The sequence below is a fragment of the Enterococcus sp. AMC1252 genome (assembly GCF_058216515.1).
Genome location: NZ_CM177097.1, coordinates 859291 through 872849 on the forward strand (window position 1 = coordinate 859291; position 13559 = coordinate 872849).

12 protein-coding genes are annotated in these 13559 nt (G+C 31.7%); 11 read left to right on the plus strand and 1 reads right to left on the minus strand.

The genetic code is table 11. From position 1 onward, the window contains the following. Positions 1-4: 4 nt before the first annotated feature. The 9 genes from AC4BB5_RS03925 (at position 5) to AC4BB5_RS03965 (ending at position 9700) form a co-directional block, all read left to right on the plus strand. Complete coding sequence (locus AC4BB5_RS03925) at positions 5-1114, plus strand: ATP-grasp domain-containing protein (protein WP_490458101.1); 1110 nt, start codon at positions 5-7, stop codon at positions 1112-1114. Positions 1115-1137: 23 nt separating this feature from the next. Next, positions 1138-2034 carry an NAD-dependent epimerase/dehydratase family protein gene (locus AC4BB5_RS03930; RefSeq protein ID WP_490458102.1) on the plus strand — a complete coding sequence of 299 codons (897 nt, stop codon included), beginning with the start codon at positions 1138-1140 and terminating at the stop codon, positions 2032-2034. Then, complete coding sequence (locus AC4BB5_RS03935) at positions 2015-2614, plus strand: sugar transferase (RefSeq protein WP_490458103.1); 600 nt, start codon at positions 2015-2017, stop codon at positions 2612-2614. Before AC4BB5_RS03930 ends, AC4BB5_RS03935 begins: the two co-directional genes overlap by 20 nt. Continuing rightward, positions 2611-3879, plus strand: coding sequence for a glycosyltransferase (locus AC4BB5_RS03940; RefSeq protein WP_490458104.1), 1269 nt, complete (start codon positions 2611-2613; stop codon positions 3877-3879). The genes AC4BB5_RS03935 and AC4BB5_RS03940 overlap by 4 nt, the downstream gene beginning before the upstream one ends. After that, positions 3876-5315 carry an O-antigen polysaccharide polymerase Wzy family protein gene (locus AC4BB5_RS03945; RefSeq protein ID WP_490458105.1) on the plus strand — a complete coding sequence of 480 codons (1440 nt, stop codon included), beginning with the start codon at positions 3876-3878 and terminating at the stop codon, positions 5313-5315. The genes AC4BB5_RS03940 and AC4BB5_RS03945 overlap by 4 nt, the downstream gene beginning before the upstream one ends. Position 5316: 1 nt before the next feature. Continuing rightward, positions 5317-6735, plus strand: a complete 1419-nt coding sequence (locus AC4BB5_RS03950; RefSeq protein WP_490458106.1) for an MATE family efflux transporter — start codon at positions 5317-5319, stop codon at positions 6733-6735. A 183-nt stretch (positions 6736-6918) separates the two neighbouring features. Next, positions 6919-8040, plus strand: coding sequence for an LCP family glycopolymer transferase (locus AC4BB5_RS03955; RefSeq protein ID WP_490458107.1), 1122 nt, complete (start codon positions 6919-6921; stop codon positions 8038-8040). Positions 8041-8169: 129 nt separating this feature from the next. Beyond that, positions 8170-8871 (plus strand): glucosamine-6-phosphate deaminase, encoded by a 702-nt coding sequence (locus AC4BB5_RS03960; RefSeq protein WP_490458108.1) that lies wholly within the window; start codon positions 8170-8172, stop codon positions 8869-8871. Positions 8872-8992: 121 nt separating this feature from the next. After that, a complete protein-coding gene (locus AC4BB5_RS03965) occupies positions 8993-9700 on the plus strand; it encodes an MgtC/SapB family protein (RefSeq protein WP_490459023.1) in 708 nt (235 codons plus the stop codon). A 63-nt stretch (positions 9701-9763) separates the two neighbouring features. Here the strand turns inward: AC4BB5_RS03965 and AC4BB5_RS03970 are convergent, their stop codons facing one another. Next, entirely contained in the window at positions 9764-10588 is an 825-nt protein-coding gene (locus tag AC4BB5_RS03970) for a DUF92 domain-containing protein (protein WP_490458109.1), read from the minus strand. Positions 10589-10757: 169 nt separating this feature from the next. On the opposite strand from AC4BB5_RS03970, the gene AC4BB5_RS03975 reads away from it, so the two are divergent. Together AC4BB5_RS03975 and AC4BB5_RS03980 are read left to right on the plus strand one after the other, a co-directional pair. Then, entirely contained in the window at positions 10758-11876 is a 1119-nt protein-coding gene (locus tag AC4BB5_RS03975; RefSeq protein WP_490458110.1) for an AI-2E family transporter, read from the plus strand. Positions 11877-12103: 227 nt separating this feature from the next. Then, the gene (locus AC4BB5_RS03980; RefSeq protein WP_490458111.1) at positions 12104-13534 is read left to right on the plus strand and encodes an LPXTG cell wall anchor domain-containing protein; all 1431 of its coding nucleotides are present in this window, start codon (positions 12104-12106) and stop codon (positions 13532-13534) included. Positions 13535-13559: the final 25 nt, after the last annotated feature.

Sequence of the window (13559 nt, forward strand, 5' to 3'; positions counted from 1 at the left end):
AAAAATGAAGAAAGTTTTAGTACTAGGGGTTGCCGCTGTTCAATATGATGCAATTAAATTTATAAAGGAAGCTTATCAAGATGTAGAAGTTCATGCTATAGCTATGAAAAATGACGGTCCTGGCAGCAAGATTGCAGATGTTTTTACAGAGATTAACATTATTAATATAGATGAGGTTGTTCAATATGTAAGAGAGAAAAGTATCGAACTTATATATTCAGTAGGTTCAGATATAGCTATGCCAGTCGTCTCTAAAGTGAGTGAAATAACAGGATTGCCATATTTTATTTCAAGCGAGGTCGCTCACAGGTGCAATAAAAAAGATTTAATGAGATCATTTCTAGGTGAAACATTTAAAGGGAATATTCAATTTCAAGCACTCAGTAATGTTGAAGACTTTCAATTTCAGATATTTGATGAATATCCATTATTTTTAAAACCGGCGGACTCACAGGGGCAAAGAGGAGTAATTAAGATAGATAACCATCAACAGTTGCTACAAGAATTCGACAATACCAAAAGTTATTCTAGATCTAATTTAGCGATAATTGAAAAGTATGTTGATGGACCGGAAATTTCAGTTAATGGTTACTTGGTTAATGGAGTTTTAAAGGTATGCGAGATTTCTGACAGAGTGACTTGGCCAAAGTTTGAAGGGTTGATCCATAAGCATATTTTACCTTCACATTTCTCAGACGATATCTTTGAAAAAACAGCTGATTTACTTCAACGATCAGCTAGTAAAATGGGGATAGTCAATGGTCCAGTATACGCTCAGATGAAAGTAGAGCGGGAAGAACCCTATATCATAGAGATAACTCCAAGGCTAGATGGTTGTCACATGTGGAATTTAATTTACCATACTAAAAAATTTAATTTACTAAAATTAACATTTGATCATCTATTATATAACGACTTAAGTGAATTAGATAATTATAACCAGGGGTATGAAAAACAGATGACATTGGAATTTTATTGCCAAGAACCAAATACTAAGGCAAAGTACTTGGAAGAGTTTACAGATCAGAATAAATCTTTTAGATATTATGATGAAGGAGATATTATTCGTCCAATCAATAATAGATTTGAAAAAATTGCTTATAGGATAATTTAATTGGAAGTGTGGTGGGGAGAAAAATGCGGGTAGTTGTGACTGGTGCATCAGGTTTTATAGGAAAACAATTAGTAAAAGAGTTGAAAAATATAAGTTCAATTAAAATTATACCCCTAACCAGAAATAAAAACTCCGACTTTTGTACGGATTATTCATTAACTTCTTTAAAAAAGTGGTTTGAAAATGCTGATGTGGTTATTCATTTGGCAGCTAGAAGAGGCGGTGGGATAACATTTGAAGATTATAGTGAAAATGTTCTTTTGACTGAAAGGGTAGTGATGGCAAGTAAAAAGAACAGTATTAGCAAATTTATCTATATATCGTCTATTTCGGTGTATTCTGATCGTAACTTGTTACCTTGGAAAGAAAGTGAATCGCCCTCCCCTTGTAATTTCTATGGATTAAGTAAGGTTGTAGGTGAAGAAATTTGTCGGCTGCATTTGGACTCTGCTCAAACTTCTCTGTATATACTTCGTTTGGCACATGTATTTGGATCAAATGAAAAAAATAATTATATGATAAATTTATTTATTCGCCAGGCGTTAAATAAACAAGAGTTGTCTCTAACAAATTTAACAGAAGATAAACGTGAATTTATCTACATTAAAGATGTGATAAACGCGATAAAAATGACTATATTTCATCATAATATAGATACAAACTATTATTTATTAAATATAGGAACAGATAATAGATTGACTAATTTAGAAGTTGGTAAATTGGTTAATAAAGTTTTTAATAATAAAAAATTATCAATCTTAGGTGATATTTCAAAAAGCACCTCCAACAGTTCATTTATGAATCATTCATTATCAAAGAGTACACTTGGGGATTATACAAGTTATGATATGGAAAAAGCATTAGAAGAAATTAAGCAAGAGATGGGAGGAATGGAGAACAATGTACCAATTTTTTATTAAACGAATATTTGATATATTGATTTCTATCATTCTATTACCATTTATATTTTTAGTTTGCTTTTTATTTGCAATAGTTATTAAATTGGAAGATGGTGGCCCAATTTTTTATAATGCTGAGCGGTTGGGTAAAAATATGAAGAGATTCAGAATGTTTAAACTGAGAACAATGAAAGAAAATGCACCTGATATACGTAATGTTGATGGAAGTACTTTTAATTCTAGCAATGATTCCAGAGTAACTAGAATAGGATTGATTTTAAGAAAAACGAGTATTGACGAACTGCCTCAATTAGTGAATGTTTTACTTGGAGATATGAGTCTTGTTGGCCCACGTCCTAGCCCATTGGGAAATGAGCATAGATATTCGGAAGAATTTAAAGTGAAATTTGAAGTTCAACCAGGAATTACTGGACTAAATCAAGCCTTGTTAAGAAATGCAGCCTCTATGGATGAAAGAATGAAAAATGATGTTTATTATGTTGAAAACATGTCGTTTTTATTAGACTTCAAAATTATTTTTTTAACTTTTTTTGCAGTCTTAAAAAGAAAAAATATCACTAGGAATGATGTATTAAAATGAAAAATAATCAGACTTTAATACTTTTAACAAATTATTTTCCTTTTTGGAAAGGCGAAGAGTATCTTGAATCTGAGATTAAGTATCTTTCTGAAACATTTGAACAGGTCATTATTATACCTGTAATGATTAATGAAAATATGAAACAAACAAGGAATGTATCGTCCAATGTTCATGTACTTAAAGTATCAACAGATCATTCATTAAAGGCAAAAATCAAGATGATGACCTCCAAAGGAAATGGGGCAATCAAAAACGAAATAAAGAAAATGCCAATAAGTTTTTCAAAGCAATTATTTGAATATTATTTTCAAGTAAGAAGTTCAACGACATGGAAAATTATTAAGGATGAGTTTGAAAAAAAAATTGTTTTACCGAGTAATACTTCTATCTATATATACTCTTACTGGTTCTATCTTACATCAATGGTGGGAATCGAACTTAAAAAATATTTAGTAGATAATGGATACGCAGTGAAAAAAATTATTTCTAGAGCACATGGCTATGATGTAAATGAAAATGCTAATTTTTTGAATTATTTGCCAAGCCGAGAGTACTTGTTACGAAATATGGATTTTGTTTACCCGGTATCAACTTTTGGAGAAAATATATTGAAATTGAGAGTTCCTAATTTTAAAGATAAAGTGGCTGTGAGAAAGTTAGGTGTCAAATCAATTAGCAATGAATTTATCAAACGTGACAATAAGAAAATATGTTTAGTCAGTTGCTCAACCATAAGGCCATTGAAAAAAATTGAAAAAATTATTGACACATTAAGTCTCTGTGAAAAAAAAGGTATAGACTATAAATGGATTCATCTAGGATCTGGAAAAAACTCTTATGAAAAAAAAATACACAAGTACGCCCAAAAAAAATTAGAAAAAGGGAAGTATGAGTTCTATGGATATGTCAAAAATAAGGATGTAATGAGCGTTTATGAAGATAAGGGAGTTTCTTTATTTATCAACGTATCGGAATCAGAAGGAACTCCTGTATCAATAATGGAGGCCTTTAGTATGTCTTTGCCTGTAATTGCATCCGATGTTGGAGGAACTTCAGATATTGTAAAAGATGGATATAACGGTTTGTTAGTTGATTTTCAAATAACTCCTCAAGATCTTTTAGAGAAAATTATAGAGTTAAACAATTTTTCAGAAGAAAAATATAATGAACTGTCACGAAATGCTTTTCATACATGGCAGACAGTGTTAAATGAAGAGAAAAACTACCAAAAATTTTGTCAAGAGTTATTAGAGGGGGATATATGAGAAAAAAAATGTTGTTTAACCTAATTCAAATAATATTTTTCCCACTGTTGATAATTTGTTTTGTTTATTATTATCAAACAATGAATTACGAGGCTATGGCAGTAGTTTTGTTGATTCTAATTGTTTCGTTCTTCATTACTTCTTTTACAAAATATCCTGATAATATACCCTTTTCCCTCTTTTTGGTAACATTCTTTACATTTTTACTTGGACGAATAGTGGTTACAGGAGTTTTGGGCTATAAAATGGATATGGTTGGTATACTTGGTACTGCTTTTTATGATACACAAATCATTGTGGAGGTTTTATTGTTACTTTTTATTAGTCTCTTATTTCTTTTTTTAGGAAGTTTTATAAAGATTCGATTGAATAATAATTTGGTACAGAGTAATTATGAAGAAATCAAGTTAGTAAGTAAGTATGTTTTTTTATTATCATTTACACTTAGAGTTTTCGTGCTTTTAGATATGATACAAGGAACAAATTCACAAGGATATTATGAAGCGTTCTCTTCTTTTCGCTCCTCATTACCTGGAAGTATAGTATTTCTGAGTGAAATGTATGATATAAGTTTTTTTATTTTTTTAGGATGTATGCCTGGTAAGAAAGAAGCTTTACCACTAATTTATTTGTATCTAGCTGAAGGAGTATTGTGTTTGTGGTCAGGAAGAAGATCAGATTTCCTTCTAAATATTATTATTCTTGTATTATATGTATTTTATAGAGAGTACTTTTCAGAAAAGCGTGAGAAATGGATTAGCAAAAAGAAAATATTATTAGGAATTTGTATTCTTCCAATATTTTTCATAGTACTGAATGTAGTTGGAAACCTAAGAAGAGGAGATTCACTAGCAACAAATCGAATTTCTGAATCTATTCTTGATTTTTTCTTTTCACAAGGAATCAGTGTGAACGTTTTGGGCTATACAATTAATTTTAGAGATTCTCTGCCTAATAAAAACTATTCATTTGGACCAATTATTGAATTTTTTAAGACAAGAATTATGATCAATTTAACTAAAACTGAAAATTTTTATGTTGGCCAAAATGTCAGTAGAGCCTTAGAGGGAAATCTTTTTTCACATACGATTTCTTATTATATCATGCCTGACTTATATCTAAGAGGTATAGGATATGGGAGTAGTTATGTAGCTGAATTGTTCAAAGATTTTTCTTATGTTGGCTTAATACTAGGAAATTTATTTTATGGTTTTTTCCTAAGAAATCTTTATCGTTTTATAACACTTTTGAATCCATATTTTAAAGGTATTGTTTTTCTGATGGCTAGACAGCTTATGTTTGCACCAAGGAGTAGTTTTACAAATTTTCTAGTGGCTTCTTTATCTTTACCTAAGATTTTTAGTGTAATAGTTATTTTTTTATTGGCTTATACATTAAAAAAAATGGGTAATAATAGTAAAGTGAAGGTTTTATAAAATGAGAAAGAAACTTTTTACAAGTTTATCTTATACATTTTCAGCGAATATGGTTAATTTGTTTACATCATTCTTTTTAATCATTTTTGTTCCCAAATTTATTGGAGTTGAATTATATGGTTATTGGCAACTTTATATATTTTACACTACATATCTTCAATATTTGACGTTTGGCTTGCCGGAAGGGATATATTTAGAGTTTGGTGGCAGCCGTTATAATGAATTACCCAAAAAAAGGTTAAGAAGTCAATTTTTGAATTTATCGGTTATTTCTTTCTTCTTCATGCTTGTGTTAATTATTATTGGAATTTATGGGAATTCAGTTGATCCCCATAAAAGTACGATACTTATATTTTCAGCCATAGCGTTACTATTAATAGTACCTAGATCTGTTTTAACATATGAGTTACAGGCGACTGGCGAGCTTAAATTATTTTCTATAGCCATGATCTTAGAAAAAACCTTATTAATAATTGGAATAATGACTCTGATTATTTTAAGAGTGACAAAGTTTGAGCTTTTTATCATCGTGGATCTTTTTTCTAAGATTATTACGAATATATTATTAGCATATATATCACGTTCTTTGATCTTTGGAAAAATTAAGTCTTTAAGTACAGGAATGAAAGATTCGTTGTATTTCTGTAAAAATGGAATTAATATTACCTTATCAAATCTTAGTAGTATATTAGTTATGGGAATTATAAGAATGAGTATTGAGTTGAAATGGTCTATTCAAGTTTTTGGAAAAATATCTTTAATTATTAGTATGACAAATATGATAATGGTATTTATCAATTCTATTTCGATTGTGTTTTTTCCTATTTTAAAACGAATGGAAACGAATAAAATGAAAGAGGTATTTAAATATATTGATAAATTATTATCTAGTATGTTATTGAATATTTTATTTTTATATTTTCCAATCTATCTTTTTCTTCAGCTATTTCTTCCTGCATATTCCTCAGGAATAAAGTACTTGGCTTTTATATTTCCTATGACAATTTTTGAAAGTAAAATTGCTATGTTATATAATACATATCTTAAGGTTTTGCGAATGGAAAAAAAACTACTACAAGTAAATACTATAATGGTTTTAATGACTATAATCGTTATTTATCCAGTTATTTGGATATTTGAATCTCTTAATAGTGCAGTATTTGTGATAACAATGGTCTCTATTTTAAAAAGCTATTTTTTCAGAAAAATATTAAATACCAAACTAGAAATTAAACAGTCAGATTTGATCCCATGGGATATCATTATTGTTTTATTGTTTGTTTTTATTAGTATTTTTTTAAGCTTAGGTCAAGTATTTTTTATCATGTTAATTGTAGTTAATGCATTTAATATTTATAATTTCTCGAGAAATAAAAATGCATGGAGACTTTTAAAAGAAACTATAGATTCTGATAAGTAATTTTTTTTTGCTAAAGCGACTATTTTAATGCGGAGAGAAAACAAAATTTAACGAAAACTACTATACATTATTTTACAAATACATTAAGATATCATGCCAATTCCCCAAAAAAGTTGCGGCATGGTGGAAATTGTGAGAAAATAGATTTCATGAATTATTCTTGCAAAAATGAGGAAGTGTCTTATGAACCTATGGAAAAAAGTAATATTAACTGCTTTAGGATTAGTTCTTGTTTCAGTTGCAGGCTTCTGTGCATACGGGATTAAAATGTATTCTGATGCAACTGGTACAGTAAAAGGTGTGTATGAATCAATTGATCGAACTTCTAAAAGAAGAGAGACGGCTGTAAATATTGATGCACAAGAACCTTTTTCGGTTTTACTAATGGGAATTGATACTGGTGATTTAGGACGGACTGAACAAGGTCGTTCTGATACGACAATGGTAGTTACTATTAATCCTAAAGAAAAAAAATCTACAATGATTAGTTTGGATCGGGATATTTTAACTGATATTGTTGGATACGGCACAGAAGATAAGTTAAATCATGCCTATGCTTTTGGTGGTGCCAAAATGGCCATTGATACGGTTGAAAATTTATTGGATATTCCAATCGATAACTATGTATCAATCAATATGAAAGGTATGAAAGATTTAATTGATGCTGTAGGTGGTATCGAAGTTGATAATCCGTTTGAATTTACATTAGATGGTATTACAGTTCCAAAAGGTCATATCAAACTTGATAGTGAGACTGGTTTAGCCTATGCCCGGATGCGTGAAGAAGATCCAGAGGGTGATATTGGGCGTCAACGTCGCCAAAGAGAAGTTGTAGAAAAAATTGTTAATAAAGTCATCAGTTTAGATGGCGTTGCTAAATATAGAAAGATTTTAGACGCTGTAAAAGATAATGTGAAGACAGATTTAACTTGGGATAATATGGTAGATATTCAGAAGAAATATATGCCTGCATTCAAAGATATCGACTCTTTACAGTTAGAAGGTGAAGGTCAAGAAATTGGTGGTATCTATTACCAAATTTTAGATCCAACTAAATTATATGACGTACAAACAAACTTGCGCGCTCAACTAGGTTTACCTGAGAATAAAGAGATGCAAGCAAAAGATAACAGCAACTATAGCAATTATATTGGTGGTAATGAGGCTGGCTCATATGAATATGGCAACAGCGGGACCTCAGATACGATGAATAGCTATGGTTATGCTCAAGATGCAGCCAATTCTGATCCCAATTCATATACGGATCAAAATGCAGCCAATGAAGTCTACTCAGGCGGATATTAATTCAAAAGCTTCTATTCTTGAAAAGGAATAGAAGTTTTTTTATTTTCTAATCATTTTAGACTAGAAATCTTTTTTATAGGGTGTTATAATTGGACTATACCAAATTTGAACATAAGGGAGCAATTTTTAATGAAAATTATCAAAGTAGCTAACGCCGAAGAAGGCGGAAAGAAAGCATTTGAGTTGATCAAAGAAGGCATGGACAATGGCGCAAAAGTTTTAGGTCTTGCTACAGGAAGCACACCAGAAACATTATATAAAGAGATGACTGCAAGTGATTTAGATTTTACAGGTATGACTTCTGTGAATTTAGATGAATATGTTGGTTTAGGCGGAGAGGATGATCAAAGTTACCGTTACTTCATGAATGACCAATTATTTAATAAAAAACCATTTAAAAACACATACGTACCAAACGGTAAAGCTGAAGATTTATCAGCTGAATGTAAGCACTATGAAAGCATCATCGATAATAATCCAATAGATATTCAAATCTTAGGAATTGGTCAAAATGGTCATATTGGTTTTAATGAACCTGAAACTCCTCTAGATAGTTTAACTCATGTAGTTGAATTAACCGAATCTACAATCAATGCAAACAAACGTAACTTTGAAAAAGTAGAAGATGTTCCAACAAGAGCTGTTTCCATGGGTATCGGTTCAATCATGAAAGGTAAAAAAATGATTTTAATGGCATATGGTGAAGCTAAAGCTGATGCAATCAAAGGAATGATCGATGGTCCAGTTTCGGTTGATTTGCCAGCGAGTGCTTTACAAAACCATTCAGACGTTGTTGTTATTATCGATGACGCTGCTGGAAGTAAATTATAAGAATGAGAATCTGTGATCAAAGCTAAACACTTTGATCACTTTTTTTATAAAAATGAAGCGCACTCATTTTCATTATGATTAGTGCTATAATGGAATAGAAGAGTAGTAAGGGGGAATGAGTATTATGGATATAAATTTGACAGTTCCTGAGATTATTATTCGGCTATGCTTAGCAATGCTGATTGGTGGAGTGATTGGTTTTGAACGGCAATATAAAAATCGACCAGCTGGTATGCGAACTCATATTTTAGTTTGTATGGGTGCAACGATCATTGCGTTGATTCAGGTTGAAATTGCGGCAAGTGCCTTACAAGATGCGATCAACCACCCAGAATTGACTGGAGTGATTCGTTCTGATCAAGCTCGGTTGATTGCTCAAGTGGTCAGTGGAATTGGTTTTTTAGGGGCAGGAACGATCATCGTGACAAAACAGTCTGTAACGGGATTAACAACAGCTGCTTCTCTTTGGGCGGTTGCAGGTTTAGGAATTGCAATTGGTATGGGATATTATGCAATTGCGATCACTAGTTTTGTTGGTGTTTTCATTGCTTTGACCTTGGTGAGAAAAGTAATTCATGTCCCGACAACAAAAAAATTAGAAATCCGCTATATACACAAGCAAGAAACAAAAGAATTTATCAATCAATATTTTGAAGAGCACAAAATAGAAATCGAAGATGTTAATTTTAATGTAGTATTAGTTGAAGATACGCAAATATACACGAATATTTATACGATTGATTTACCAAAAGGAATGACATATGCTGAAGTTATAGAAGATCTATCCATTTATAAAAATATAACCAAACTACGTTTAGTCAGTATTTAAACTACTTTGATCGCATAAAAATAAGGCAATCTCGAAAATTTTACTTTTTGAGATTGCCTTATTTTAGTACAGATAAAACGTAATGATCCAACTTAGTAAGACTGTTAAACAGCCACTAAAAAAGTTGACCCAATCATTGGTCAACCATGAAAGACCGCTGACTTGCTTTGTTTGTCGTAGGTGATGTTGTTTTTGTTCAGTTACTTTTCCACAGGTGGAACAGAAGTATTTTACTTGAAGTGTTGCCCCTAATAAACTATCAACAATGGAATTAACAATGCCGCAAATTAAGGGAACAATAAGTAATAAAGAAACTGAAAATTGAGAAATGTGATATAGTCCATAAAGCAGCAAAAAGCTCGCTGCAATTAGCAGACTGCCAAAGAAAGAAGCGATACTTCCAAGTAAAGATATTCCGCCAGAAATTCCTGGTTCGATTGTCTTAAATGAAACAATCGAACGGGGGGCCTTCCTACTTAAAATACCAATCTCAGAGCCCCAAGTATCTGCTGTTGCTCCTGCGACTGCACTAACGTAACCAATCAAAAATAATTGATTCTCTGTATAGTAGAAAATAACTAAAGAAGTAATTGCTGGAAGGCTATTCGCAAGTACTTGCCAGGCATCTCTTGTCTGTCCTTTTTCAGTAATCATTTCAGTTTTAGCTACTTTTAGGGTTTTCTTGATTAAATGGATACATCCGGAGCTTGCAAAAAATAAAATAAGCAATCCCCATGTTGACCATGCTCCAAAGCCGCACACGATTGTAGCGATAAAGATTACAGAAAAGGTGCCAGATTTTGTGAGTAAGCAAGTGATATAGGAGAATAGACCAATTAGACTTCCCACGATAAAACCTAGAAGTAATTTATAAAGAAAAATAGTCATGAGACACCTCTTAAAATAAGTGATTTAGTAAATGTATATTAATAGGATAAGTATATCATGGAATGGAGATAAAATTGGAAAGTAAAATTTTAACAGTCCAAATAGAAAATAATCTTTTTATACTAAGAAATAATGGTAGAATGAATGTATCATGAGTTGGAGGTTTTTTATGGGTTCTTTATTTAAGCAATCAAAATTGTTATTTTGGACAGTAGAAATTGTATTGACGATTATCGGGGTCTTCTTTCTATTGAAGATGCCTAATGTTTTTAGTCCTATATTAGGAATGGTATCTGCCGTTTTTATGCCTTTGTTAATTGCAGGTTTTTTATACTATATGTTTGATCCCATCGTCGTTTTCTTAGAAAAGCGTGGGTTGCCTAGAATTGCAGGCTTTCTACTTTCGTTTACATTTTTGATTGTATTGATTGCACTTGTGATCATGAATGTTGTTCCTCAGTTGGTGAATCAGTCTCTAGAGTTAAGTCAGTCACTTCCCAGTTATGCAGAGGAAATGAACCGATGGTTGAATGATTTAGGAAATTTAGAGGGAGTAAAGAGTTTTAACATTCAAGAACAATTAGATAAGGCCAATATTACGATCAGTAATATTTTGAATTTCGCGATTGTAGGCGTGACCAGCAGCTTGTCTAAAATCGTTGGCGTTTTGTTGAAGTTTTTCATTTTACTTTTTACTGTCCCTTTTATTTTGTTTTTTATGTTTAAAGATGGTCATAAATTTTTAGATGCAATGTCTCACTTTTTCCCTAAAAGTATTCGTAATGAATTACGGCAAACGGTCAAAGAAATGAACCAAACGTTGTCAGCCTATATTAGTAGCACGGTTTTAGATGCTTTGATTATTGGTCTATTAAGTTTTATAGCAATGACAATATTCAAACAACCTTATAGTTTACTATTGGCTGTTTTTTGTGGCTTAACTAACATTATTCCTTATGTAGGACCTTTTATTGGAGCTGTTCCAGCGATTTTAGTTGGTCTATTTATTTCCCCGTGGCAAGCATTGTATATGGCCCTATCGATTTTAGTTATTCAGCAATTAGATGGTAATTTGATCAAACCTTTATTAATGGGAAAATCATTGAATATTCATCCATTAACAATCATATTGGTATTGATTGCATCAGGAAGTGTTGGTGGGATTATTGGTATGCTGATTTGTATTCCAGTTTATGCAGTAATTAAGACATTAGTAATTAATATCAGCAAGATTTATAGTATTAGAAAAGAAAGTAAGAAACGTATCGTAGATGAACAAGCTAGCTGAGTTATTGTGACTCAGCTTTTTTTTGCTAAATAATAATGATGGTTATGTAATGATTTCGTAATATACGGTATCGTCATAAATCGTTTACTTAAGCGCAAGGCTTATATAGTATAGTTATTAAGAAAGTTTAAAGAGTCTTATTTGTTTGAAAAATCAGTTGCTTAATATTACATTCGTGTTACAATAGTGTTACTAAAGAGTTTTAAAAAAAGAGTAGGAGGATTAAAATGAAAAAAATTGTTATGTGTTTAATATTAATAGGGGGCTTTTTTCCAGTAGGAGTGTTGGCGGAAGAAATTGACTCAAATGGAACAATCGAATCAGAAACAGCAGTATCAACTATGGAAAGTACTAATCCAGCAGCGACAAATGAAAGGGACTTATCAACAATAACATCTTCTTCAGAAGAAGCGACTGAACCTGCTGTTTCTGAAGCAGAATTAAATGTAATCAAAACGTCATTATTTTTATTTCAAGGGCAAAAACTGACAGCAGAAATGCTGCAAGCAAATATGCATGAAGGACGTGCACCCTATGATAATGTTAAACTTTTAGAAGAAGCATCCACTGAAAAAATTGGAACTAACTATGTAAAAGCTAGCTATACAGCACATGGACCTGGTGGAAGTTCCAATAATACTGCGATTTTTGAATATCAAGTCATCGCTCAAAAATCCTCAGAAGAAGAGGTGATTAATACCGATGTCATTATTATGATTGATGGGAAATTGACCGCTGAAATGTTGCAAAAAGACGCAAAAGAAAATAACAAACCCTACGAAAACTTTAAGTTATTAGAAGAGCCGGTGACAGATAAGCTAGGAGCTCAGGTTGTTAGAGCAAGCTTTACGATCAATGACGAAAAAGGAAGCAAAGAAGCTACGGCATTATTTAAATATTTAGTTATCCACGAACAAAGTGTTAATGAAGAAGATCTTATGCCTACATCAATTTTACTATATCAAGGGGAAACTTTGACCACTGACATGCTAGAAGCGAATGCTCACTTTCATCATGCACCCTATGATAATTTTAAGTTTTTGGGAACACCAACAGATAGACTAGGAATCAACTATGTAAAAGCAAGCTTCACCAATAATACACCTGATGGAAAGGTTTCTGTCAGTAAAGTATTCAGATATACAGTGATTGAAACCTCAGCAGCATATGATATTCAATTTGATTCATTTGATGAAAGTACGAATACTATAAAAGGAAGAGTGCTTTCAAAAAATGGAGAGCCAGCTCCCAATGTATCGATTTTTGCAGATAATAAAAGCATCGAACAAACTCTAGATGTTACTGTAGATTTATCTGATATAAAACAAGTTAGACCTTATACCGTAAAACAAGCAATCACAGATAGAGGTGGGTACTTCACTCTAGAAGCAGGCAGAAATACGTACTTTATGGCTCTTGATGAGGAATTGGGGACCTATTCATCTGTGGCTACCATAGCTGATAATAAATTTGCCACACAAACACCTGAAGCAAATGAAAAACCAAAAGGAAAAACTCCAGATAAGATAAGTACCTCTAAAAAATCTGCTCTTCCTAGTACTGGTGAGAAAAATCGATTTTTCATAAGTGTTATTGGACTGTTCATGTTAGTTATGGCTGTTGTTACTATCTATAGCAGAAAAAGAAATCTTAGATAAACAATACTATCATTAAAAAAAGCCT

Bases quoted from the DNA above. Each gene is read 5' to 3' on its own strand.
- AC4BB5_RS03925 (WP_490458101.1), top strand. From the start codon at position 5: ATGAAGAAAGTTTTAGTACTAGGGGTTGCCGCTGTTCAATATGATGCA.
- AC4BB5_RS03930 (WP_490458102.1), top strand. From the start codon at position 1,138: ATGCGGGTAGTTGTGACTGGTGCATCAGGTTTTATAGGAAAACAATTA.
- AC4BB5_RS03935 (WP_490458103.1), top strand. From the start codon at position 2,015: ATGTACCAATTTTTTATTAAACGAATATTTGATATATTGATTTCTATC.
- AC4BB5_RS03940 (WP_490458104.1), top strand. From the start codon at position 2,611: ATGAAAAATAATCAGACTTTAATACTTTTAACAAATTATTTTCCTTTT.
- AC4BB5_RS03945 (WP_490458105.1), top strand. From the start codon at position 3,876: ATGAGAAAAAAAATGTTGTTTAACCTAATTCAAATAATATTTTTCCCA.
- AC4BB5_RS03950 (WP_490458106.1), top strand. From the start codon at position 5,317: ATGAGAAAGAAACTTTTTACAAGTTTATCTTATACATTTTCAGCGAAT.
- AC4BB5_RS03955 (WP_490458107.1), top strand. From the start codon at position 6,919: ATGAACCTATGGAAAAAAGTAATATTAACTGCTTTAGGATTAGTTCTT.
- AC4BB5_RS03960 (WP_490458108.1), top strand. From the start codon at position 8,170: ATGAAAATTATCAAAGTAGCTAACGCCGAAGAAGGCGGAAAGAAAGCA.
- AC4BB5_RS03970 (WP_490458109.1), bottom strand. From the start codon at position 10,588: ATGACTATTTTTCTTTATAAATTACTTCTAGGTTTTATCGTGGGAAGT.
- AC4BB5_RS03975 (WP_490458110.1), top strand. From the start codon at position 10,758: ATGGGTTCTTTATTTAAGCAATCAAAATTGTTATTTTGGACAGTAGAA.
- AC4BB5_RS03980 (WP_490458111.1), top strand. From the start codon at position 12,104: ATGAAAAAAATTGTTATGTGTTTAATATTAATAGGGGGCTTTTTTCCA.